Below are 22,469 nucleotides of genomic sequence, written 5' to 3'. Positions count from 1 at the left end.
GGTGGACGAGCGCTGGGCGATGCTGTGCACGGCGCTCGAGTGCGAGCCTACTCAGGCTGGAGCCGTCGCAACACCTCATCGTGCAGCAGGCCGTTGGTCGCGAGAGCACTTCCGTGCCACGGCCCGGCTTCGCCGTCGACCGAGCTGAAGCGCCCGCCGGCCTCTTCGACGATCGGCTGCAGCGCCGCCATGTCGTAGGGCTGCAGGTCGAACTCGCCGGCGATGTCGATCGCGCCCTCGGCCACGAGCATGTACGACCACATGTCGCCGATGGCCCGGGCGCGCCAGACCGCTCGGGTGAGGTCGATGATCTGCGTCAGTCGCCCGGCATCGTCCCAGCCCGGCAGGCTGTTGTAGCTCAGCACCGCGTCGCCCAGCTCGCGCACGCCACTGACCGACAGTCGACGCGGAGCGCCCCCCTGCACTGCCGCGTGGGCGCCGAGTCCGCGGGCCGCCCACCATCGCTGCCCGAGCGCCGGAGCGCTCACGACGCCGACGACGGGGACCCCGTCGACGGCGAGCGCGATCAGGGTTCCCCAGATCGGGACGCCGCGCAGGAAGTTGGCGGTGCCGTCGATCGGGTCGATGATCCACTGGCGATGGATACCGGCGCCCGTGCCCTCGGCCGTGCCGTACTCCTCGCCGAGGATCCCGTCAGTGGGGCGCTCCGTGGCCAGCCCCTCGCGGATCGCGCGCTCGACGGCCTGATCGGCGTCGGTGACCGGCGTGCGGTCGGGCTTCGTGGTGACCGCGAGATCGAGGGCACGGAACCGATCGAGCGAGACCGCATCCGCGCGGTCGGCCAGATCGAGGGCGAGCGCGAGGTCAGCGGCGAGGTCGACAGCGTGGTCGGATGCGGGGCTCACGGTCTCAGCGTATCGGCGCCGGTTCGCCCACTCGGGGTCATGAGCGTCGTCAGCAGGCGCTGCAGCGAGTCCAGCCGCTCGGCACCGAATTCGCCGAGCTCTCCGGCCGCGGCCCGCTCGACGAGCTCGCAGTCGGGCGCGTCGGGCAAGTGGGTGCAGCCGCGCGGGCAGCTCGCGCCGATCTCGGCGAGGTCGCCGAACGAGCGCAGGATGTTGTCGGGGTCGACGTGGCCCAGGCCGAACGAGCGCACGCCGGGGGTGTCGATGATCCATCCACCGCCGGACAGTCGCAGCGACACGGTCGACGAGGAGGTGTGTCGGCCGCGGCCGGTGACGGCGTTCACGACGCCCGTCGCGCGCCGGGCATCCGGAACCAGCGCGTTCACGAGGGTCGACTTGCCGACGCCCGAATGCCCGACCGCCACGGTCGTGCGGTCGTGCAGCATCGCGCGCAGCTCATCGACGGGTGGGGCATCGGAGCGACTCGTGACGACGCGCAGCTCGAGCCCGCGAAACTGCGCGAGAAACGGGGCCGGGTCGGCGAGGTCGGTCTTGGTCATGACGAGCAGCGGCTCGATGCCCGCGTCGAAGGCCGCGACGAGGTAGCGGTCGACGAGGCGCGGCCGCGGCTCGGGGTTCGCGGCCGCGACGACGATGAGCAACTGGTCGGCATTCGCCACGATGATGCGCTCGACGGCGTCGGTGTCATCGGCACTGCGGCGCAGCAGCGTGCGCCGCTCGTGGATGCGCACGATGCGGGCGAGGGAGCCCTCGACCCCGCTCGCGTCGCCCACGAGGTCGACCTGGTCGCCCGTGACGATCGCGCTCGTGCGCAGCTCGCGCGCGCGCGTCGAGATGACCTCGCGCTCGTCGGGGCCGCTCTCGTCGACGAGGCAGAGGTAGCGGCCGCGGTCGACCGTGACGACCCGGCCGACAACAGCGTTCTCGTGCGCGGGGCGCTGCTTCGAGCGCGGGCGGTTGGCCTTCGGGTTGGGCCGCGCCCGGATGAGCGACTCGTCGTACTGCTCGTACGGGTCGTCGTCGTCGGGCGGCAGCCAGCTCACGGAAGCCCTGCCGGATCCGCGCCACCCGACTGGTCGAGCATGGCGCTCCACAGCTCGGGGAACTGCGGCAGTGTCTTCGCCGTCGAGCCGATGTCGTCGACCCGCACGCCGTCGACGGCGAGCCCGATGATGGCCCCGGCCGTCGCCATGCGGTGGTCTTCGTAGGCGTGCCACTCTGCGCCGTGCAGCGGGCGCGGCTCGATCGCGAGGCCCTCATCGAGTTCGGTCGCCGCACCGCCGAGCGCCGTGATCTCGGCGGCGAGCGCGGCGAGGCGGTCGGTCTCGTGGCCGCGCAGGTGGCCGATGCCCGTGATCGTGCTCGGGGTGCTCGCGAGCGCGGCGAGCGCGACGAGTGCGGGGGCGAGCTCGCCACCCGTCGAGAGATCGAGGTCGACACCGGGCACGGTCGCGCCGCCGAGCAGTCCGGCACCGCCGTCGACCACGAGCGACTCGCCGTCGCGGTGCACGCTCGCCCCGAAGAGCGGCAGCAGCGTCTCGAGGTCGGCGCCGACCTGCGTGGTCGTCCGCGGCCATCCGTCGATCGTCACGGTGCCGCCCGCCACGATCGCGGCGACGAGGAACGGCGCGGCGTTCGAGAGATCGGGCTCGATCGCGAGCTCGCGGCCCGCGATGGGCCCGGGGGGCACGACCCAGACCCCCGGCTCGGGGCTCTCGACGACGACGCCGCGATCGGCGAGGGCGGCGATCGTCATCTCGATGTGCGGCATCGAGGGCAGGCGCTCGCCCGTGTGGCGCAGCACGAGGCCCTCGGTGAAGCGCGGGGCGGCGAGCAGCAGCCCCGAGACGAACTGGCTCGAGGCCGAGGCGTCGATGGCGATCTCGCCGCCGCGCACGGCACCCGTGCCCCACAGGCTGAACGGCAGGGCGCCGCGCCCGTCGTCGTTGACGTCGACGCCGAGCGCGCGCAGCGAGTCGATCGTCGTGCGCATGGGGCGGCGGCGGGCGCTCTCGTCGCCGTCGAACGCGACGGGACCGAGCGCGAGCGCGGCCACGGGGGGCAGGAACCGCATGACGGTGCCCGCCAATCCGCAGTCGATCGCGGTGCTGCCCGAGAGCTCTGCCGGGGGAGTGATGCGCAGATCGGGTCCGTAGTCGCCGTCTCCTGCGACCTCGTCGATACCGACGCCGAGCGAGCGCAACGCCTCGATCATGAGCATCGAGTCGCGCGAGTGCAGGGGCCGCCGCAGCAGCGACGGCGCGTCGGCGAGCGCCGAGAGCACGAGCTCGCGGTTGGTGAGGCTCTTGGATCCGGGGAGGGAGAGGCGAGCATCCAGCGGCGCGGTCGCCCGCGGGGCCGGCCACGCGTCGTCGGCGCCGAAGCCCGCGGAGACGCCCGTCAGCTGCTCGTCGCCGTAGGGCGTGAACCGAGCTCCGGAATAGGTGAAGACCTGCATCGGTTATCAGGGTAACGGCACCCGCTGGTGCCTGCCGCCCCGTGCTCGAGAGGAACCGCATGACGACGCTGCTGCTCGATGCTCCTGTCGCTGCTGCCGCCGCGAGCCCGTCGCAGGCGCGCTCGGTAGACTCGCGCGTGATGACCGAGATGACCGACGAGCTCGCCGAGCGCCGGCGCCTGTTCCAGGAGCAGGCGCTGCCGTTCATGGACCAGCTGTACGGCGCGGCCATGCGCATGACCAAGAACCCGGCCGATGCCGCCGACCTCGTGCAAGAGACCTTCGTGAAGGCCTTCGCCGCCTTCGCGCAGTTCGAGCAGGGCACGAACCTCAAGGCCTGGCTGTACCGCATCCTCACCAACACGTTCATCAACGTGTACCGCAAGAAGCAGCGCGACCCGTACCAGGGCACGATCGACGAGCTCGAAGACTGGCAGCTCGGCGGGGCCGAGTCGGCCACGTCGACGACCACGCGCTCGGCCGAGGCCGAGGCGATCGACCGCATGCCCGCGAGCGCGGTGAAGGATGCGCTGCAGTCGATCCCGGAAGACTTCCGGTTGGCGGTCTACTTCGCCGACGTCGAGGGCTTCTCGTACCAGGAGATCGCCGACATCATGAAGACGCCCGTCGGAACCGTCATGAGCCGCCTGCACCGCGGCCGACGCCTGCTGCGGGAACTGCTGGCCGACTATGCACGGGAGCGCGGCATGACCGCCCCCGATGCGGCCGCCACGACGAGAGGGAGCACGCGATGACCGACTGCGGCTGCGACAAGGCGAAGCAAGAGCTCGAAGAGTTTCTGCACAACGAGCTCACCCCCGAGCAGTGCGGCGACATTCGTGAGCACCTCGCGAACTGCGATGACTGCTCGGCCGAGCACCTCGTGGGCATCACCCTGACCACGAAGGTCAAGGAGGCGTGCCAGGAAAAGGCGCCCGACGAGCTTCGCAGCCTCGTGCTGGGCGCCATCTCGACGCTCGACGCGCGCTAGCCCGTCAGCTCAGCGCCGCATCCATGATGTCGGCGTGCTCCTGCGCGCTGCGCTTGCTCGAGCCCGTCGCCGGCGAGGCCGACGCGTGCCGCGAGACCACGCGCATCGGCCGCATGCCGCGCTTCTGACCCTCGAGCGCGAGGAACGGCCAGGCGCCCTGGTTCTCGGGCTCGTCCTGCACCCACACGACCTCGGCGTTGGGGTAGCGGTCGAGTACGGCGCGCAGCTGGGCCTCCGGCAGCGGGTGGTACTGCTCGAGGCGCACGAGGGCGACTCCGGTCGTTCCCCGCTTCTCGACCTCGGCCTTGAGGTCGTAGTGGATCTTGCCGGCGTGCAGCAGCACCCGGCGCACGGCGCCGGCATCCACGATCGTCGCGTCGTCGATGACGGGCTCGAAGCGACCGCTCGTGAAGTCGGCGACCTCGCTCGTCGCACCCCGCAGCCGCAGCATGGCCTTCGGGGTGAAGACGATGAGCGGGCGGCGCGGGCGCGCGTAGGCCTGACGGCGCAGCAGGTGGAAGTACGAGGCGGGCGTCGAGGGCCGCGCGATCGTCATGTTCTCTTCGGCCGCGAGCTGCAGGAACCGCTCGATGCGCGCCGAGGAGTGGTCGGGCCCCTGGCCCTCGTAGCCGTGCGGCAGCAGCAGCACGACGCTCGAGCGCTGGTTCCACTTCTGCTCGGCCGACGAGATGAACTCGTCGATGATCGTCTGGGCGCCGTTGGCGAAGTCGCCGAACTGGGCCTCCCACAGCACGAGCGCGTCGGGGCGCTCGACCGAGTAGCCGTACTCGAAGCCCATGGCCGCGTACTCGCTCAGCAGCGAGTCGTAGATCCAGAACTTTGCCTGGCTCTCGCTGAGGTTGGCGAGCGGCAGCCATTCCTGGCCGTTGACGCGATCGTGCAGCACGGCGTGGCGCTGCACGAAGGTGCCGCGACGAGAGTCCTGCCCGGCCATGCGCACGGGCGTGCCCTCCATGAGCAGCGAGCCGAGAGCGAGCAGTTCGCCGAAGCCCCAGTCGATCTGGCCGGTGCGGCTCATCTCGACGCGCTTCTTGAGCATCGCCTGCAGCTTGGTGTGCACGGTGAACCCGGCGGGCGGGTTGTCGTGCGCGTCGCCGATGTGCTGGATGACCGCCTGATCGACGCCCGTCGACTCGGGCTCGCCGGCGAGGTCGTCGGTCTCGGGAGCCGGCGTGCCCGTGATGACGGGCATGGAGCCCGTCTGGGCGGCGTGCGTCTCGGCGAAAGCGACTTCGAGGCGGTCTTGGAAGTCGCGGTGCGCGGCCTCGAACTCCTCCTCGGTGATGTCGCCGCGGCCGACGAGCGCCTCGGTATAGAGCGTGCGCACCGAGCGCTTGGCCTCGATGAGGTTGTACATGAGCGGCTGCGTCATCGAGGGGTCGTCGCCCTCGTTGTGGCCGCGGCGGCGGTAGCAGACCAGGTCGATGACGACATCGCGCTTGAACTGCTGACGGTAGGCGAAAGCCAGCTCGGCCACGCGCACGACGGCCTCGGGGTCGTCGCCGTTGACGTGGAAGATCGGCGCCTGGATGGTCTTGGCGACATCGGTCGAGTAGATCGACGTGCGGCCCTCGCCGGGAGGCGTCGTGAAGCCCACCTGGTTGTTGACGACCACGTGGATGGTGCCGCCCGTGCGGTAGCCGCGCAGCATGCTGAGTTGCAGCGTCTCGACCACGACGCCCTGACCGGCCATCGCGGCGTCGCCGTGCACGAGCACCGCGAGGGTGCTGAACGCGCCGTCGTTCTTGCGGTCCTGCTTCGCCCGCACGATGCCCTCGAGCACGCCGTTGACGGCTTCGAGGTGCGAGGGGTTCGCGGCGAGATACACGCCGACCTCTTGGCCCGCGGCCGACGTGAAAACGCCCTCGGTGCCGAGGTGGTACTTGACGTCGCCCGAGCCCTGCACCGACTTGGGGTCTTGCGTGCCCTCGAACTCGCGGAAGATCTGGCCGTAGGTCTTTCCGGCGATGTTGGCGAGCACGTTGAGGCGCCCGCGGTGCGCCATGCCGATGGCGACCTCGTCGAGCCCCTGCTCGGCGGCGCCCTGCAGCAGCTCATCGAGCAGCGGGATGACGCTCTCGCCGCCCTCGAGGCTGAAGCGCTTCTGACCGACGTACTTGGTCTGCAGGAAGGTCTCGAACGCCTCGGCCTGGTTGAGCTTGCCGAGGATGCGCATCTGCTCGTCGTGCGTCGGCTTCTGGTACGGCTTCTCGAGGCGCTCCTGGAACCAGCGGCGCTGCTCCGGCTCCTGAATGTGCATGTACTCGATGCCGACCGTGCGGCAGTAGGTGTCACGCAGCACGCCGAGCACCTCGCGCAGCAGCATCGTGCGCCGGCCGCCGAAGCCCGCCGTGACGAACTCGCGGTCGAGATCCCAGAAGGTCAGGCCGTGGCTCGAGATGTCGAGGTCGGGGTGGCTGCGCTGGCGGTACTCGAGCGGGTCGACGTCGGCCATGAGGTGGCCACGCACGCGGTAGGCGTTGATGAGCTCGTGCACGCGCGCGGTCTTGTTGATCTGGTCGGCCAGATCGACGTGGATGTCTTGCGCCCAGTGGATCGGGTCGTAGGGAATGCGCAGGTCGGCGAAGATGTCTTCGTAGAAGCGGCGCTCGCCGATGAGCAGCTCGTGCACCTTCTTGAGGAACTCGCCCGAGCCGGCGCCCTGGATGACGCGGTGGTCATAGGTGCTCGTGAGCGTGATGGTCTTGCCGATGCCGAGGTCGGCGAGGGTCGCCTGCGACATGCCCTGGAACTCGGCCGGGTACTCGAGCGCACCGGCGCCGATGATGGCGCCCTGGCCCTTCATGAGCCGCGGCACCGAGTGCACGGTGCCGATGCCGCCCGGGTTCGTCAGCGAGATCGTGTTGCCCTGGAAGTCGGTGGCCGTGAGCTTGTTGTCGCGGGCGCGCTTGACGACGTCTTCATAGGCGGCGATGAAGTCGCCGAAGCCCATGCCCTCGCAGCGCTTGATGCCGGGAACCAGCAGCGAGCGCGTGCCGTCGGGCTTGGGCAGGTCGATCGCGATGCCCAGGTTGATGTGGGCGGGGGTGACGACGACGGGCTTGCCGTCGACCTCGTCGTAGTAGACGTTCTGGCTGGGGAACTCGCGCAGCGCGCGCACCATCGCCCAGGCGATGAGGTGCGTGAAGCTGACCTTGCCGCCGCGCGCGCGCTTGAGGTGGTTGTTGATGACGATGCGGTTGTCGATCATCAGCTTCGCGGGGATGGTGCGCACGCTCGTCGCGGTGGGCACCGAGAGGCTCGCATCCATATTGGTCGCGAGGGTCTTGGCCATGCCCTTGAGGGGCGTGACGATGTCGTCGAGCTCGCCGTCGCCGTCGGCGTCGACGGGCAGCGTCATGGCGCCGGTCGTCGGCGCGGGCGCCTGGGCCGGAATAGGCGTGGGCTGCGGGGCGATCGAGGTGGTGCGTGCGACGGGCTGGCTGCCGGTGGCGGGCACGGCGGCGGAGGGGACCGACGCCGACGAGGCGGACGGCACTGCGGCGCTCGGCACGGCTGCGGCGGAGGACTCCGCGGGCGGCGGCGCGTCGATGGGGATCGTCGAGGGCGGCGGCGCGTCGACCGCACCCGCGGTCGACGACTGGTGGTACTTCTCGAGAATCGGCCACCAGGAGGGATCGACCGTGTTCTTGTCGACCTTGTACTGCTCGTAGAGTTCGTCAACGAGCCACTCGTTGGCTCCGAATTCGCCCGCGGCGTTGCCGTCAGGGCCGACTCCGGTCACTTGGCTTGACACAGCCGACCGCCCACTTTCGCTTCACATCGATGAGGTGGCACCGGCGGAGCCCTCGCTGGCACCGCCCGCACAAGCTTAACCGTTCCTGCACGCCGGTTTCGCCCCTGTGGGGGGCGAGTAGCGTTAATTCGTGCGATTCTTCCGCGAACCTCCTGCCCACGACCTGACCTACAGCGACGTCTTCCTCATGCCGCAGCATTCGGCGGTGGGCAGCCGGCTCGCCGTCGACCTCACCGTCGACGACCCCACGGGCCTGCGCACGCCGATCGTCGCCGCCAACATGACCTCGGTCACGGGCCCGCGTCTCGCCGCCGCGCTCGCCCGGCGGGGCGGCCTCGGCGTGTTGCCGCAAGACCTCGCGCCGCAGCAGCTCGTCGCCGCCATCGACTCGGTCAAGCAGGCGTCGACGCTGCTCGACCCGCTCGTGCTCGTCACGCGCGCCACGACGGTCGCCGTCGCGCGCGGCCTCGTGCCCGACACTGCCGGAGCCCTGCTGACGATCGTCGACGCCGAGGGGCAGCCCGAGCGCAGCATCCCCGCCGCCGCCCTGCGGCACGCGCTGCCCGACTCGGTCATCGGCGACCTCGTCGCGCCGAGCGTGCCCTCGATCGACGACGACGACGTCACCGAGGCGCGCGCGGCCTTCGCGCTCATCGACGCGGCGGGCGTCGAGGCCGTCGCGGTGCGCCACCACGGGCGCATCATCGGCTCGCTGAGCGCGCGCAGCGCCGTGCGGGCGACCCTGTACGAACCGGCGGTGGATGCTCACGGCCGGCTGCGCGTCGCCGCAGCCGTCGGCGTCACGGGTGATGCCGCCGCGCGGGCCGCCGCCCTCGTCAAGGCCGGCGTCGACGTCATCGTCATCGACACGGCGCACGGCCACCAGCAGCAGGCGGCGGATGCCGTGCGCGCGGTCGCCGCCCGAGGCCTCGGCGTGCCCATCGTCGCGGGCAACGTCGTCACCGCCGAGGGCGTCCGCGACCTCGTCGCGGCCGGTGCGCACGTGCTCAAGGTTGGGGTCGGACCGGGCGCCATGTGCACGACGCGCATGATGACGGCCGTCGGCCGCCCCCAGTTCTCGGCCGTGCTCGACACGGCGGCGACGGCGCGCGAGCTCGGCGCCCACGTGTGGGCCGACGGCGGCGTGCGGTACCCGCGCGACGTCGCGCTCGCGCTCGCCGCCGGCGCCTCGGCCGTGATGGTCGGCTCGTGGTTCGCGGGCACGCTCGAAGCACCGGGCGAGGTCGAGTCCGACGAGCAGGGCCGGTGGTTCAAGAGCAGCTGGGGCATGGCCTCCACGAAGGCGGTGGAGCAGCGGTTCCAACGGCTCGACGCCTTCGAGCTCGCGCGCAAGCGGTTGTTCGCCGAAGGCATCTCGAGTTCGCGCATCTACCTCGACCCCGAGCGGCCCTCGATCGACGACCTGCTCGACATGATCACGTCGGGGCTGCGGTCGTCGATGACGTATGCGGGAGCATCCACGCTGCCCGAGTTCCACGAGCGCGCGGTCGTCGGCACGCAGTCGGCGGCCGGGTACGAGGAGGGCAAGGCGCTGCCGGTGAGCTGGTAGCGGCACCCTCCCAGGCGCGAGCGACCCTCAGGCCCGTATAGTGGAGGCGTTATGGAGCCTCCTAGTACGGGCGATACGCCCGCCCCTGAAGAACCCAGTCATAGACCCTCGCCGATGATCGGGGGTCGCCGTGAGCGCTGAGTGGATCTCGCTGCTCGCTGGCCTGCTCCTGACCATCGGCACCGGCTTCTTCGTCGCGAGCGAGTTCGCGCTCGTCAATCTCGACCGCTCCGAACTCGAGGCGCGCCAGGCGCGCGGTGAGAAGCGGCTCGGCCCCACGATCGCGGCGCTCAAGATCACGTCGACGCACCTGTCGAGCGCGCAGCTCGGCATCACGCTCACGACCCTGCTCACCGGCTTCCTCATGGAGCCGGCGATCTCGAGCATGCTCGCCGACCCGCTGCGCTCGATCGGGCTGCCGGAAGGCGCCGTGCCCGTGGTCGGCTCGATCGTGGCGATCACGATCGCGACGCTGCTGTCGATGATCGTCGGCGAGCTCGTGCCCAAGAACTTCGCGCTGAGCCTGCCTCGCCAGACCGCGAAGGTCGTCGTGCCGTTCCAGTGGGCGTTCACGACCGTGTTCCGCCCGGCCATCGTCGTGCTCAACGGTTCGGCCAACGCCATCTTGCGTTCGATGGGGGTCGAGCCGAAAGAAGAGCTGAGTGGCGCCCGCACGGCCGAAGAGCTCGCCTCCCTCGTGCGGCGCTCCGCCAGCCAGGGGCGCCTCGACAGTGACACCGCCACCCTGCTCTCGCGCACGCTCGCGTTCTCGCAGCACACGGCGCAGGACGTCATGACCCCGCGTCCGCGCGTCGCCGCCGTCGAGCGGGGCGACAGCGCGCAGTCGGTCATCGAGCTCGCGCGCACGACCGGCCATTCGCGGTTCCCCGTCATCGACGAATCGATCGACGACATCGTCGGCATCGTGCACGTCAAGCAAGCCGTGGCCGTGCCGCGCGACCGTCGCGCAGAAGTGCCCGCCTCGGCGCTGCAGAGCGAGGCCCTGCGAGTGCCCGAAACGATGATGCTCGACACGCTGCTCGCCGAGCTTCGTGGTCGCGGCTATCAGATGGCGATCGTCGTCGACGAGTACGGCGGCACCGCCGGCGTTGCGACGCTCGAAGACCTCGTTGAAGAGCTCGTGGGCGAGGTGAGCGACGAGCACGACCGCGCCCGCGTCGATGTGGTGCGCTCGCGCAATTGGCTGACCTTCCCCGGAATCCTGCGCCCCGACGAGCTCACCGATCGCGCGGGCGTCACGGTGCCCGATGACGGACCGTGGGAGACCGTCGGCGGCTTCCTCATGGCCGAGCTCGGCCGTCTGCCCGAGGTGGGCGACACCGTCGAGATCGCGTCCGGCACGTTCCGCATCGAACGATTGGATGGCCGCCGCATCGATCGCGTGCGCTTCACCCCCCTCGCCACCGGTGAGATCGCCCTGCCCGCCGAGAGCGCGAACGGGGGTGCGTCACGATGACCGAAGCCGACTGGTGGGGCATCGCCTGGCTGTTCGTGCTGCTCGCGGGCAACGCGTTCTTCGTCGGCGCGGAGTTCGCCGTCATCGCCGCGAAGCGCTCGCAGATCGAGCCGCGCGCCGAGGCCGGCTCGCGCGCCGCGAAGACGGCGCTGTGGGCGATGGAGCACGCGACCCTCATGCTCGCGACGTGCCAGCTGGGCATCACGGTCTGCTCGCTGCTCATCCTCAACGTCTCCGAGCCGGCGATCAAGCACCTGCTCGAGATCCCGCTCGGGCTCACGGGCCTCACGCCGGAGTGGATCGCCGGCATCGCCTTCACGATCGCCCTGCTGCTGGTCACCTACCTGCACGTGGTGTTCGGCGAGATGGTGCCGAAGAACCTCTCGTTCACGCTGCCGACGCGCGCCGTGCTCCTGCTCGCGCCGCCGCTCGTGCTCGTCTCGCGCATTCTCTCGCCGGTCATCCGGGCCCTCAATGCGGTCGCGAACGGTGTGCTGCGCCTGTTCCGCGTCGACCCCAAGAACGAGGCCGAGAGCGCGTTCACGCTCGAGCAGGTCGAGACGATCGTGCGCCAGTCGACGCGCGAGGGCGTGCTCGACGACGCCACCGGCGCGCTCGCGGCCGCGTTCGAGTTCACGACGAAGGTCGTGAGCGATATCGCTCTGCCGATGGATGCCCTCACGTCGCTGCCCGATGACGCGAGTGCTCTCGACGTCGAGCGCGCCGTCGCCCAGCGCGGGTTCAGCCGATACGTGTTGATCGATGACGCGGGCGAGCCCACCGGCTACCTGCACCTCAAGGACGTCATCGACCTGCCCGACGACGAGCTCGACGACCCCGTGCCGCCGAAGCGCATCCGCCGGCTCGTGTCGATCCTCGCCACGGCCGACCTCGAAGACGCCCTCGCGGTCATGCGCCGCTCGGGCGCGCATGTGGCTCGCTCGGTCGACGCCGAGGGTCGCACGACGGGCGTGCTCTTCCTCGAAGACATCATCGAGGAGCTCGTCGGCGAGGTGCAGGACGCGACGCAGCGCGGCGGGCGCTAGGTTCCCGGCATGCTGCTCGAGACCGCTGACCTGCCATGACGCTGTCGCGTTGGGTCGGGGTCTGGCTCATGCTCCTGGTCGGCGGCACGGCCATCGAGGTGACCAGCGTCAGCAGAGCTGTTCGGCTTGCAGAATCGCTCGGTGACGCGAATGCCGGGGCACTCTGGGCTGACCTTCCTGCGACGTTGACAACGATCTACATCGGGTTGACCGCCGCCTACCTTCCGTTCCTCTTGCTCGGGGTCCCCGGAAGGCTGAATCAGAGTCGGGCGCGGCGCACCGCGACCACTGATCACGATGGGATCGTGCGAGGTGTCTGGAACCTCGCAGTGTCCGACGACCGGGGTGGTCCGCTGTTCGACGTTCCTCGCTTCAGCGCGATCTCGACGGTGCTTGCGGCGACGAGCGAAGGAATCCAACTCGCGAGCGGTGTCTTCAATCTCATCGCGAAAGCGCAGTTCTCCTGGGACTCCGTTGACGACATCACAGTCGTTCACCTCGCCAAGCGACCTCGTGTCATAGCCGGACCAGGTATCGCAATCCGTCTGCGAGAGTTCGACGAGCCGCTGGTCTTCTCCGTCGTCGTCGGAAGCTTCCCGTGGTTCGCCATCGGCTCTCTGCGATTCACAGAGGAAACCGCTTCGTCGTTACGGGCCCGGAGCGACGCAGCGCGCGATCGGTGACCAGGCGTGTCAGGGAGTTCAGTCGTTGAGGGATCTCGTCAGTAGTGCTGGCGGGCCTGCAGGATCACGATGTGGTCGTCGGTCACGAAGTAGACGAGGCGGTTCACGTCGTCGACGCGCCGTGACCACGCGCCCGACAGGATGTGCTTGAGCGGCTCTGGCTTGCCGATGCCCGCGAACGGGTCACGCAGAGCGTCGGTGATGAGCAGATTGATGCGCTTGAGCGTCTTGCGATCTTGGGACTGCCAGTAGACGTAGTCCTCCCACCCGTGCGGATCGAAGGCGACGGTGCGACTCATGAGTCGATCCGTTCTAGTCGTCGGTGAGGGTGTGCTGCTCGAACTCTCCACGGCGCGCGCGCTCGATCGAGGCGAGCAGTCGCTCGGCGCTCGCCGGGTTGCGCAGCAGGTACGCCGTCTCGGTCATGGCGTCGTAGTCGGCCTTTGAGAGAATGACCGCGTTGCCGTGCTTGGAGACGACCTCCACCGCGGTGTGGTCGTCGTTGACCTGCTGGATGAGCCCGAAGAGCGTCTTACGCGCTTCGGTGGCGCTAATGGCAGTCATGGCGACCTCCTGAGTGGTACTGGATACTGTACCACTCGGTGCGCGTTCCGACGCGGGCGCTAGCGGTACGCGCGCAGGTACTGCGGAGGCGTGCCGGCCGGGGCCCGGTCGACTTCGACGCCGAGCTCGCGCGCGAAGCGCAGTGCGGCGTGCGGGTCGCGCATGAACTCGCGGCCCATCATGACGGCGTCGGCCTGACCGGTGGCGACGATCGCCTCGGCCTGCGCGGCTTCGGTGATGAGGCCGACGGCGTTGACGGGAACGTCTCCCTCGCGGCGCACCGTCTCGGCGAACGGCACCTGGTAGCCGGGGCCGACCTCGATGCGAGCGCGCACGAGGCCGCCCGTCGAGATGTCGAAGAGGTCGGCGCCAGCGTCGCGCGCCCAGGCGGCCACGACCGCGGTGTCGTGCTCGTTCCAGCCCTGCACACCGGAATCGGCGAGCCCGTGCGACTCGAGCCAGTCGTCGTCGACCCAGTCGGTCGCCGAGAAGCGCACGAGAATCGGCACGTCGACGACCGCGCGCACGGCGCGCACGATGTCGAGCAGCAGGCGCGCGCGGTTCTCAAGGCTGCCGCCCCACTCGTCGTCGCGCGTGTTCGACAGCGGCGAGAGGAACTGGTGCAGCAGGTAGCCATGGGCCGCGTGGATCTCGACGAGATCGAAGCCCGCGGCGACGCTGCGGCGGGCGGAGTCGGCGAAGGCGACCACGACATCCTGAATGCCGGCGGCATCGAGCGCGACGGGCTCGGCGTAGCCGTCGAAAGCGATGGGCGAGGCCGACACGGTCTGCCACCCGCCCTGCTCGATCGGCACGGTGCCGTGGCCGGAGGCGCCGTTTGCCATCGCGCCCCACTCGGGGAAGACGGAGGCCTTGCGGCCGGCATGCGCCAGCTGGATGCCCGCCGCGGCTCCCTGCGAGTGGACGAAGTCGACCACGCGCGACCAGGCCTGCGCCTGCGCGTCGTTCCAGATGCCGGTGTCGTGGGGGCTGATGCGACCCTCCGGGTTGACGGCGGTCGCCTCGGCCATGACGAGCCCCGCGCCGCCCACGGCGAACGAGCCGAGGTGCACGAGGTGCCAGTCGGTCGGCACGCCGTCGGCGGCCGTCACCGAGTACTGGCAGAGCGGCGACACCCACAGCCGGTTGCGCAGGGTGAGCGAGCGGATGGTCAGGGGGGAGAAGAGCGCTGAGGTCACATCATCAGTCAAGCCCATCGCCCCCGGGTGTATTCCGTGCGGGGGCCCCGCGGCGGGCATAGGGTGGCCGCGTGAGCGAGGCACGCACCATCACGACCGCCGAGGTGGCGGCGCTGCTGCGCGTGCCCGGGCCGCACGACGACAAGTACTCGCGCGGTGTGGTCGGCATGATCACGGGCTCGACCCGATACCCGGGCGCCGCGGTGCTGGGCGTCGAGGCGGCCCTGCGCACGGGCGTCGGCATGGTGCGCTACCTCGGCCCCGCGCGGGCCGCCGACCTCGTGCTGCAGCGCCGCCCCGAAGCGGTGACGGCCGAGGGTCGCGTGCAGGCCTGGGTGCTGGGGTCGGGCATGGATGCGGGTGCCGCGTCGGTCGAGGAGGGACCGGACGCCGAGTCTGCCGGGCGGATGCGGGCGGCGCTCGCGAGTGGGCATCCATTGGTCATCGACGCGGGAGCCCTCGACGCCGTCGGCTCGGCTCGCGGCCCCGCCATCATCACGCCGCACGCGCGCGAGCTGTGCAGGCTGACCGGCAGCGACCTTGACGCTGTGCTCGCCGATCCTGCGAGTGCCGCGCGCGCGGCCGCCGATCAGCTCGGGGTGACCGTGTTGCTCAAGGGGCACGCGACGCACGTCGTGGCGCCCGGCGGGCCGATGCTCGTCGCACGTTCGGCGACCCCGTGGCTCGCGACCGCCGGGGCGGGGGATGCTCTCGCCGGCATCCTCGGCGCCCTCGTCGCGACGCACGAGGCCGCAGGGCCCGTCGACCTCGCGCATCTCGCGCGGCTCGGAGCCGCCGCGGCCGTCGTGCACGGGCTCGCCGCTCAGCGCGCCTCGGCGGGCGGGCCGCTCACGGTGCTCGACGTGTGCGCCGCGGTTCCCGCGACGATCGCGGCGTTGCTGCGGAGTCGCTAGAGCCGGTCGAGGTAACGCGAGAGGAACGCGCGCGTGCGCTCGTGCTGCGGGTCGCCGAAGATCTGCGCCGCCGTGCCTTCCTCGGCGATGCGCCCGGCGTCGAGGAAGACGACGCGGTCGGCGATGTCGCGCGCGAAAGCCATCTCGTGGGTCGCCATGACGATCGTCGTGCCCTCGTTCTTGAGCTCGCGCACGAGGTCGAGCACCTCGGTGACGAGCTGCGGGTCGAGCGCCGAGGTGATCTCGTCGAGCAGCAGCAGCTCGGGGCTCGTCGCGACAGCGCGCACGATGGCGACGCGCTGCTGCTGACCCCCTGAGAGGCGGTCGGGGAACTCGTGCGCCTTGTCGGCGAGCCCCACGCGCTCGAGCAGAGCGAGCGCGGTGGCTTCGGCCTCGGCGCGGGGCGTCTTGAGCACGCGGCGGGCGGCGAGGGTGACGTTGTCGAGCACGCGGATGTGCGGGAACAGGTTGAACTGCTGGAAGACGACACCGATGCGCGCGCGCACCGTGTCGACGGATACGCGCGGGTCGCTGATGTCGTCATCGCGCAGCCAGATGCGGCCGTCGTCGATCTGCTCGAGCAGATTGACGCAGCGCAGCAAGGTCGACTTGCCCGAGCCGCTCGCGCCGATGAGGGCGACCACCTCGTGCTCGGCAACCGCGAGATCGACGCCCTGCAGCACCGGGCTCTCGCCGAAGTTCTTGTGCACGTTCTCGAGGCGCAGCACGGCACTCATACGAGGCTTCCCATCTGTTCGCGGGCGCGCAGGCGGGCCGTGTACCAGTCGGTGAGGCGGATCATCGGCAGGGCGAGCAGCACGAACAGCAGCCCCGCGAGCACGTAGGGCGTGAAGTTGAAGGCCGCGGCGGTCTCGATCTGCGCGGCGCGCACGGCGTCGACGACGCCGAGCACCGAGATGAGCCCGACGTCTTTCTGCATCGCCACGAAGTCGTTCATGAGCGCGGGCGTCACCTTGCGCACGGCCTGCGGCAGCACGACGATGCGCATGGTCTGCCCGTGGCTCAGCCCCAGCGACCGGGCGGCCAGGCGCTGCGAGGGATGCACGGCCTCGATGCCGGCCCGGAACACCTCGCTCACGTAGGCCGAGTAGGTGAGAATGAGCGCGATCGTGCCCCAGAACTGCGCGGAGTTGCGCGGGAACAGCTCGAGCCCGGGAACCCCGAAGCCGATGAGGAAGAGCACGATGATGAGCGGCAGCCCGCGGAACAGGTCGGTGTATGCCGCCGCGAGGGCCCGCAGCGGGAACCAGATGGGCCCACGGAGGGTGCGGATCGTCGCGATGATGACGCTCAGCACGAGCACGCCGATGCTCGCGAAGAACAGCACCTGGATATTGACCCACAGCCCGGCGATGACGCGCGGCCACGCCTGGATCGCGGTCTCGAGGTCGAAGAAGCTGCGCTGCACCTGAGCCCAGCCGGGCGTGTTGATGACCGTCAGCCAGATGACGGCCGCGAACACGATCGTCGAGACGAGCGACACGAGCACCGACCGCGTGTTCTGGGTGCGGCGGTACTCGCGTCGCCCGATCTCGACGTCGCTGATCGGGCGGCTCAGCCCGGGCGGGTCGTTCGAAAAAGGCACTACTGAAGGATAGGCGCGCCTGCGTCGGCACCCAGCCACTCGTCGGCGATCTCGGCGAGGCGGCCGGAGTCGCGCAGGGCATCCACCGCAGCGGTCACCGCGGCCGTGAGGGGGCTGTCCTTCGCGAGCACGAGGCCCCACTCGTCGCTGATGCCGGCGTCGGCGGGCAGCTGGCCGAGCAGCACGCCGCCGTCGAGGATGACGCCCGTGAGGAAGAACGCCGTCGGCAGGTCGACGACGATCGCGTCGACCGTGCCGTTCTGCAGCGCGAGAACGGCGTCGTCGTTCGTGTTGAAGGCCTGGGCGCCCGCGCTCGGAGCGATCTGCTCTTCGATGGCCGTGAAGCTCGTGGTGCCGGTCGCGGCACCGACGAGCAGGCCCTCGAGGTCGGCGAGGCTGCCGGCCTCAGCGGCGGGCGAGCCCTCGACCGTGACGACCGCCTGCGGCGTCGAGTAGTACGGCGACGAGAAGTCGACGTTCGCGGCACGCTCGTCGGTGATCGTGTACTGCTGCAGGTTGAAATCGAAGTCCTTCGGGCCGGGCTGGATCGCGGCCTCGAAGCTCGTGCGCACCCAGACCACGTCTTCCGCCGCGAAGCCGAGCTCCTCGGCGACGGCGTAGGCGATGGCGGCCTCGAAGCCCTCGCCGCTCTCGGGCGCGTCATCGATGACGTACGGGAAGTAGGCGGGCTCGCCGGTGGCGATCGTGAGCTTGCCCTCGGTAACGAGGCCCGTGAGCTCGCCCTCGGCGGGCTCCTCGACGGGGGCTTCGGCGGCGGGCGTGCAGGCCGCGAGGGTCAGCGCGGCAGCGGCGAGGCCGGCCGTGAGGGCGGCGACGCGGCGCGCGCGGCGGGGGGAGCGGAACATGGTGCCTCCAGATGTCGAAGCGAGCAGCGTCACGAGGTCGTGCCGCAGAACGTGCAGGGAGTTTCATTATCGGTTGCGCCGTGTTTCACGCGTGTATCAGCGACGAATTGTTACACGGGCGCTCTCGCCGACCGGCGCTACGCTCGTCACCATGCCTGCGCCTGCCGCCCGTCTCGCGACCGCGCGCCGGTTCACCGTGACGGCCGCCGGCAGCGCCGTATCGCTCTGGGCCGCCTTCGCCGCGGTGCACCTCTGGCTCGGGTTCCTCAACCTCTACGGCCCCGGCCTGCCGATGGGCGACGTCACCTACGTCTACCTGTTCTGGGTCGAGCGCGGCGTGCTCGGCAACGAGTGGGTGGGCATCGACACCTCGTGGGTCTATCCGCTGCTCGCGCTCGTGCCCATGCTGGCCTCGTACGTCTTCGGGCCCGACCTCTACGGCACGACGTGGCTCACGATCGTCATGGCGCTCAACGCCGTCGCCCTCGTGTCGATCATCGGCGTCGAAGAGCGCGCCCGGCGTGCGGCGGTCGCCTGGTGGTGGATGCTCTTCCTCGTGCTCATCGGCCCGATCGCGCTCGGCCGCATCGACGCCATCACGGTGCCCGTGGCGCTGGTCGCCGTCATGCTCATCGCCGATCATCCCAAGTGGGGTGGCGCTCTGCTCGCGGTCGGTGCCTGGATCAAGGTCTGGCCCGCGGGCCTGCTGCTCGCCGCGCTCGTGGCCCTGCGTGCCCGCGGAGCGGTGCTCGCATCGGCCGTGGCGGTCTCGATGCTCGTCGTCGCCGCCGGTATCGCGCTCGGCGGCGCCTCGGCCCTGCTGACGCCCATCACCGAGCAGGCGGGCCGCGGGCTGCAGGTGGAGTCGCCCATCTCGACCGTGTGGCTCTGGGCCGCGGCGGCGGGGGAGTGGATGTCGCGCGTGTACTACGACCAGGGCATCCTGACCTGGCAGGTCGTCGGCGAGGGCAGCGCGCAGGCGGCCGCGGTCATGACGCCGCTCTTGGCGCTCGCGGTGCTCGTCATCACGGCGCTCGGCGTTATCGCCGTGCGGCGCGGGGTCGACGAGGTCGAGCTGTTCCCGGTGCTCGCGCTCGCGCTCGTCATGGCCCTCATCACGGTCAACAAGGTCGGCTCGCCGCAGTTCGCCACCTGGATCGCCGTGCCCATCGTGCTCGGGCTCGCCTGGCAGCGCTGGGGCGGACTGCGGTTCACCGTGCCCGCCGCGCTCGCGCTCGCGACCGCCGCGCTCACGCAGGTGGTCTACCCGGTGCTGTACGGCTCGCTGCTCGCGCTCGATCCGCGCATGCTCGTCGCGCTCTCGGCGCGCAACCTGCTCTACATCGTGCCGCTGGGCTGGGCGGTCTGGCAGCTCGTCGTGCTGTGCTGGCGTCCGCGGATCGTCGAGCCGGTCGCCGTCGGCGCGGCTCAGGAAGGAGCATCCTCATGATCGTCGCCTTCTCGGCGGCCCCCTCGGGCGGGTCGTCGTCGGATTCGGTGCACGACGCCGTCGCCGCCGCGGTGCGCGTCGTGCGCGAGTCGGGCCTGCCCAACCGCACCTCGTCGATGTTCACCGAGATCGAGGGGGAGTGGGACGAGGTCATGGATGTCGTGAAGCGCGCGACCCTCGCCGTGGCCGAGCACGGCACGCGGGTGTCGCTCGTGCTCAAGGCCGACTACCGTCCGGGCCATGTCGGCGAGCTCGACGGCAAGGTGCAGCGGCTCGAGGTCGCGCTCGAGGAGCCCGCCGACGGCTAAGAAATGTCGGTGGTCGATGGTGTGATTGCCTCATGAACGCACCCGAGGTCGCACTGGCTGAAGCGCAGTGGCCTTCGACACGGTTCGCAGACTCGCTGGTCGACCTGTTGCAGGCGGCGGCGACGCTCGACCGGGTCATCGCGTCGGCGCAGTCCATTCGGGCCGAGGTCATCGATCGCGCCCGCCAGCTGGCAGAGCTCTCTGCGGTGGCCGAGTCTGCAGAGCTGAACCGTGACGACTCGCCCTCGGCGCGACGTCAGCTCGCGCACCGAGTGCTCGTGTGTGAGGTAGCGTGCGCTCTGCGTCTGCCTGAGCGCACGGCCGAGCGGTTGATCGACGAGAGCGACATGCTCGTGACGCACCTGGGGGCAACTCACCGCGCGCTCGCCGAGGGGTCGATCAGCTACCGCCACGCCCAAGTGATCATCGACGAGGCGCACTCTCTGCCTGACGAGGCGCGACCCCACTTCGAGCAGACCGTGCTGCCCGCGGCCGAGCGACTCACCGCCGCTCGATTGCGACCGCGCGCGCGTGCCGAGCGCGAGCGGTGCCACCCCGAGAGCATCGAGCAGCGGGTCGAGAAGAGTCGCGCTGGTCGTCACGTGCTTCTCGAGCCAGCCCATGATGGCATGGCCTGGCTCAGCGCATTCCTGCCCGCAGTCCGCGCGAGCGCCATCTACGAGCGCATCACGACGGTGTCGGAGGGCATTCAGCGTTCCGAGGTCGGCAATGACGTTGCGCGCACTCTGGCGCAGTTGCGGGCCGACGTTCTCACCGATCTTCTTGTCGACGGCGTTGTCGATGCGACCGGATGCGGTACCGGGGTTCGCGCGACCGTGCACGTCACCGTGCCGGTCGAGCGGCTGCTCGGCGCTGCGACATCGGGCGAGGCGCACACACTCTCCACCTCGGCGTTCGTCCCTCCCGCCGAACTCGAGGGTTACGGCCCACTCGATGACGAGACTGCTCGCGAGCTGGCCGCTGGTGCGCCGTCGTTCACGCGCCTGCTGCGGCATCCCGAGTCGGGGGCCGTGCTGTCGGTCGGTCGCGATCGGTACTCAGTGCCCGCTGACCTCGCGACGGCCCTGCGCATTCGTGACCGCACGTGCCGCTTCCCGGGCTGTGGGCGCTCAGCCGCTCGTAGCGATATCGACCACACGGTCGACTGGCAGTTCGGCGGTAGGACGTCGATCGACAATCTCGCGCACCTGTGTCCGGCGCACCATCAGCTGAAGCACCGCAGCGAGTGGCAGGTGTCGCAGCAGGGCGGCGGAGTCCTTCGCTGGCGATCACCGAGCGGGTTGACCTACGTGACTGATCCTGAGGGCGGCCCCGCCCCGCCGTGAGGGACGATTGCAACGAAAGCTCGTTCTCTGGCCATGTCTCAGGTAGGGGCAACCAACCAGAGAGAGGTCGATCATGCACGACGACGACGTAGCGTTGCTGTTGAGGCAGTCTAATCCGGCAGCGGCCATAGTGCGGACTGAACGACTCGGCGCAGTCGAGGTCGAAGCACGTAGCCGGGCCGCAGGCACGCGTCTGCGACGACGGCGACTCGCCTGGATGATTCCCTCGATAGCGCTTGCTGGCGGGCTCACTGCGATCACGGCTGGGACCACGCTGGAGAACTTTGCGCTTTCGAGGCCGCCATTCTTTGGGCTTGCGCCTGATGAGCAGCGACCTGCCGTCGGGGCGCGATTCGTTCCCCAGAGCGGTCAGGACATGGGAGAACGGTGTTTGCTTTTTCCGGATTACGTCGGGCTTGAGAGCGATGAGCTACGAGTCATCACGGGAGCCATCGAGTCAGGTGCTTGGGAGGCGCCGCTCGCCGAGGCTTCCGAGCGAGCACTGAGGGATGCAGGTGTCGCTCCTCTTTCGTCTTCGGCGCGCTCCGACACGGCTCACGACGCAGAGATTGCAGAAGTCAATGTCGTCCTTCGTGAACTCAGCAAGAGTCTTGTCCCGTCGCTGAACGACGACGACAAGTACCTGACCGCGTTCACCATCACGTGTCGCGAGGGTCTGTGGTGAGCGGCAGCCGAGTCGCTGACGTGGATCAACTCGTACGCCGAGAGTCTGCAGATCTTCTCGCTTACTTTGCTCGGCGAGTCGAGCAGCCCGCCGACGCAGCCGATCTGTTGAGCGACACTTTGGTCGTCATCTGGAGGCGATCAGGAGATGTCCCTCGTGATCCCCATGACGCTCGACTGTGGTCATTCGGCATAGCCCGTAAGGTTCTGTCGGGGCACTGGCGATCGCGACGAAGGCGTGCAGACGCGGTCGTGAAACTAGGAGAAGAACTGACGACTGTGCTCTCGGAGTCAGACCAGGATTCTCTGCTGGATGTTCGATCAGCCGTTGCCCGTCTGTCAGAACTCGACCGCGAGATCGTGCGGCTTGTTTACTGGGAGGGCTTCACTCTGGAGGAGACGAGTCGTCTACTGGCCATGAGTTCAGCGACCGTCCGGAGTCGACATCATCGCGCGAAGGCGAAGTTGGCCGCCGAGCTGTCCGAACAGGGGGCACAGCCGTGAACTGTTGCTTCCCGCGATGATCCGCCATTCGTCGCGCTTGGAGTCGCATCGATAAACTCGGAATGAACCTGCCGGCAATGACGCGCGGCTCCACCCACTGCTCAGTTCGAGAGTTGCCGTGACCGTTTCGACCGCCAG

Annotated in this window: 22 protein-coding genes; 12 read left to right on the top strand and 10 right to left on the bottom strand. The window is 69.8% G+C overall.

Annotation, left to right across the window (positions count from 1 at the left end):
• Positions 1 to 47 precede the first annotated feature (47 nt).
• From NNL39_RS00960 to aroA, 3 genes are read right to left on the bottom strand one after another with little or no spacing between them, the layout of a single operon-like run.
• Positions 48 to 866, bottom strand: a complete 819-nt coding sequence (locus tag NNL39_RS00960; RefSeq protein ID WP_255159853.1) for an inositol monophosphatase family protein — start codon at positions 864 to 866, stop codon at positions 48 to 50.
• Entirely contained in the window at positions 863 to 1,930 is a 1,068-nt protein-coding gene (rsgA, locus tag NNL39_RS00955) for a ribosome small subunit-dependent GTPase A (protein ID WP_255159852.1), read from the bottom strand. Before rsgA ends, NNL39_RS00960 begins: the two co-directional genes overlap by 4 nt.
• Positions 1,927 to 3,345: a 3-phosphoshikimate 1-carboxyvinyltransferase gene (gene aroA, locus NNL39_RS00950; protein WP_255159851.1), complete on the bottom strand. Its 1,419-nt coding sequence runs from the start codon at positions 3,343 to 3,345 to the stop codon at positions 1,927 to 1,929. The genes rsgA and aroA overlap by 4 nt, the downstream gene beginning before the upstream one ends.
• A 59-nt stretch (positions 3,346 to 3,404) precedes the next feature.
• Here aroA and NNL39_RS00945 point away from each other — a divergent pair, with 59 nt between their 5' ends.
• Together NNL39_RS00945 and NNL39_RS00940 are read left to right on the top strand one after the other, a co-directional pair.
• Positions 3,405 to 4,100 (top strand): sigma-70 family RNA polymerase sigma factor, encoded by a 696-nt coding sequence (locus NNL39_RS00945; RefSeq protein WP_407665130.1) that lies wholly within the window; start codon positions 3,405 to 3,407, stop codon positions 4,098 to 4,100.
• On the top strand, positions 4,097 to 4,336 hold the full coding sequence (locus NNL39_RS00940; RefSeq protein ID WP_255159850.1) for a zf-HC2 domain-containing protein: 240 nt from the start codon (positions 4,097 to 4,099) through the stop codon (positions 4,334 to 4,336). Before NNL39_RS00945 ends, NNL39_RS00940 begins: the two co-directional genes overlap by 4 nt.
• Positions 4,337 to 4,340: 4 nt before the next feature.
• On the opposite strand, the gene NNL39_RS00935 is transcribed toward NNL39_RS00940, so the two are convergent.
• A complete protein-coding gene (locus NNL39_RS00935) occupies positions 4,341 to 8,114 on the bottom strand; it encodes a multifunctional oxoglutarate decarboxylase/oxoglutarate dehydrogenase thiamine pyrophosphate-binding subunit/dihydrolipoyllysine-residue succinyltransferase subunit (protein ID WP_255159849.1) in 3,774 nt (1,257 codons plus the stop codon).
• Positions 8,115 to 8,244: 130 nt separating this feature from the next.
• Here NNL39_RS00935 and guaB1 point away from each other — a divergent pair, with 130 nt between their 5' ends.
• From guaB1 to NNL39_RS00915, 4 genes are all read left to right on the top strand, one after another.
• Positions 8,245 to 9,684, top strand: coding sequence for a GMP reductase (gene guaB1 / locus NNL39_RS00930; RefSeq protein WP_255159848.1), 1,440 nt, complete (start codon positions 8,245 to 8,247; stop codon positions 9,682 to 9,684).
• 130 nt (positions 9,685 to 9,814) lie between these two features.
• Positions 9,815 to 11,161, top strand: coding sequence for a hemolysin family protein (locus NNL39_RS00925; protein ID WP_255159847.1), 1,347 nt, complete (start codon positions 9,815 to 9,817; stop codon positions 11,159 to 11,161).
• Positions 11,158 to 12,207: a hemolysin family protein gene (locus tag NNL39_RS00920; RefSeq protein WP_255159846.1), complete on the top strand. Its 1,050-nt coding sequence runs from the start codon at positions 11,158 to 11,160 to the stop codon at positions 12,205 to 12,207. The genes NNL39_RS00925 and NNL39_RS00920 overlap by 4 nt, the downstream gene beginning before the upstream one ends.
• 35 nt (positions 12,208 to 12,242) lie before the next feature.
• Entirely contained in the window at positions 12,243 to 12,890 is a 648-nt protein-coding gene (locus NNL39_RS00915; RefSeq protein WP_255159845.1) for a hypothetical protein, read from the top strand.
• 38 nt (positions 12,891 to 12,928) lie between these two features.
• On the opposite strand, the gene NNL39_RS00910 is transcribed toward NNL39_RS00915, so the two are convergent.
• From NNL39_RS00910 to NNL39_RS00900, 3 genes are read right to left on the bottom strand one after another with little or no spacing between them, the layout of a single operon-like run.
• Entirely contained in the window at positions 12,929 to 13,189 is a 261-nt protein-coding gene (locus NNL39_RS00910; RefSeq protein ID WP_255159844.1) for a Txe/YoeB family addiction module toxin, read from the bottom strand.
• 13 nt (positions 13,190 to 13,202) lie between these two features.
• Positions 13,203 to 13,454 (bottom strand): type II toxin-antitoxin system Phd/YefM family antitoxin, encoded by a 252-nt coding sequence (locus NNL39_RS00905; RefSeq protein WP_255159843.1) that lies wholly within the window; start codon positions 13,452 to 13,454, stop codon positions 13,203 to 13,205.
• A 59-nt stretch (positions 13,455 to 13,513) separates the two neighbouring features.
• Positions 13,514 to 14,671, bottom strand: a complete 1,158-nt coding sequence (locus NNL39_RS00900; protein ID WP_407665129.1) for an NADH:flavin oxidoreductase/NADH oxidase — start codon at positions 14,669 to 14,671, stop codon at positions 13,514 to 13,516.
• 53 nt (positions 14,672 to 14,724) lie between these two features.
• On the opposite strand from NNL39_RS00900, the gene NNL39_RS00895 reads away from it, so the two are divergent.
• Positions 14,725 to 15,567 (top strand): ADP-dependent NAD(P)H-hydrate dehydratase, encoded by an 843-nt coding sequence (locus NNL39_RS00895; protein WP_255159841.1) that lies wholly within the window; start codon positions 14,725 to 14,727, stop codon positions 15,565 to 15,567.
• Here NNL39_RS00895 and NNL39_RS00890 read toward each other — a convergent pair.
• From NNL39_RS00890 to NNL39_RS00880, 3 genes are read right to left on the bottom strand one after another with little or no spacing between them, the layout of a single operon-like run.
• Positions 15,564 to 16,304, bottom strand: a complete 741-nt coding sequence (locus NNL39_RS00890) for an amino acid ABC transporter ATP-binding protein (protein ID WP_255159840.1) — start codon at positions 16,302 to 16,304, stop codon at positions 15,564 to 15,566. The two genes, NNL39_RS00895 and NNL39_RS00890, sit on opposite strands and share 4 nt — an antisense overlap.
• Positions 16,301 to 17,173, bottom strand: coding sequence for an amino acid ABC transporter permease (locus NNL39_RS00885; protein WP_255159839.1), 873 nt, complete (start codon positions 17,171 to 17,173; stop codon positions 16,301 to 16,303). Before NNL39_RS00885 ends, NNL39_RS00890 begins: the two co-directional genes overlap by 4 nt.
• On the bottom strand, positions 17,173 to 18,039 hold the full coding sequence (locus tag NNL39_RS00880) for an ABC transporter substrate-binding protein (protein WP_255159838.1): 867 nt from the start codon (positions 18,037 to 18,039) through the stop codon (positions 17,173 to 17,175). The genes NNL39_RS00885 and NNL39_RS00880 overlap by 1 nt, the downstream gene beginning before the upstream one ends.
• Before the next feature lie 151 nt (positions 18,040 to 18,190).
• On the opposite strand from NNL39_RS00880, the gene NNL39_RS00875 reads away from it, so the two are divergent.
• The 5 genes from NNL39_RS00875 to NNL39_RS13025 all read left to right on the top strand — a co-directional run bounded on the left by NNL39_RS00875 (position 18,191) and on the right by NNL39_RS13025 (position 22,331).
• On the top strand, positions 18,191 to 19,489 hold the full coding sequence (locus NNL39_RS00875; protein WP_255159837.1) for a glycosyltransferase 87 family protein: 1,299 nt from the start codon (positions 18,191 to 18,193) through the stop codon (positions 19,487 to 19,489).
• Positions 19,486 to 19,797 carry a thiamine-binding protein gene (locus NNL39_RS00870; RefSeq protein WP_255159836.1) on the top strand — a complete coding sequence of 104 codons (312 nt, stop codon included), beginning with the start codon at positions 19,486 to 19,488 and terminating at the stop codon, positions 19,795 to 19,797. The genes NNL39_RS00875 and NNL39_RS00870 overlap by 4 nt, the downstream gene beginning before the upstream one ends.
• A gap of 32 nt (positions 19,798 to 19,829) precedes the next feature.
• Positions 19,830 to 21,143 carry an HNH endonuclease signature motif containing protein gene (locus tag NNL39_RS00865; protein ID WP_255159835.1) on the top strand — a complete coding sequence of 438 codons (1,314 nt, stop codon included), beginning with the start codon at positions 19,830 to 19,832 and terminating at the stop codon, positions 21,141 to 21,143.
• A 73-nt stretch (positions 21,144 to 21,216) separates the two neighbouring features.
• Positions 21,217 to 21,828, top strand: coding sequence for a hypothetical protein (locus tag NNL39_RS00860; protein WP_255159834.1), 612 nt, complete (start codon positions 21,217 to 21,219; stop codon positions 21,826 to 21,828).
• Positions 21,807 to 22,331: an RNA polymerase sigma factor gene (locus NNL39_RS13025; protein WP_407665128.1), complete on the top strand. Its 525-nt coding sequence runs from the start codon at positions 21,807 to 21,809 to the stop codon at positions 22,329 to 22,331. The genes NNL39_RS00860 and NNL39_RS13025 overlap by 22 nt, the downstream gene beginning before the upstream one ends.
• Positions 22,332 to 22,469 lie beyond the last annotated feature (138 nt).

It is taken from the genome of Microcella humidisoli (genome assembly GCF_024362325.1).
In the GTDB taxonomy this organism is placed as follows: Bacteria; Actinomycetota; Actinomycetes; order Actinomycetales; family Microbacteriaceae; genus Microcella; species Microcella humidisoli.
This window is presented reverse-complemented; position numbering and strand designations above follow the sequence as displayed.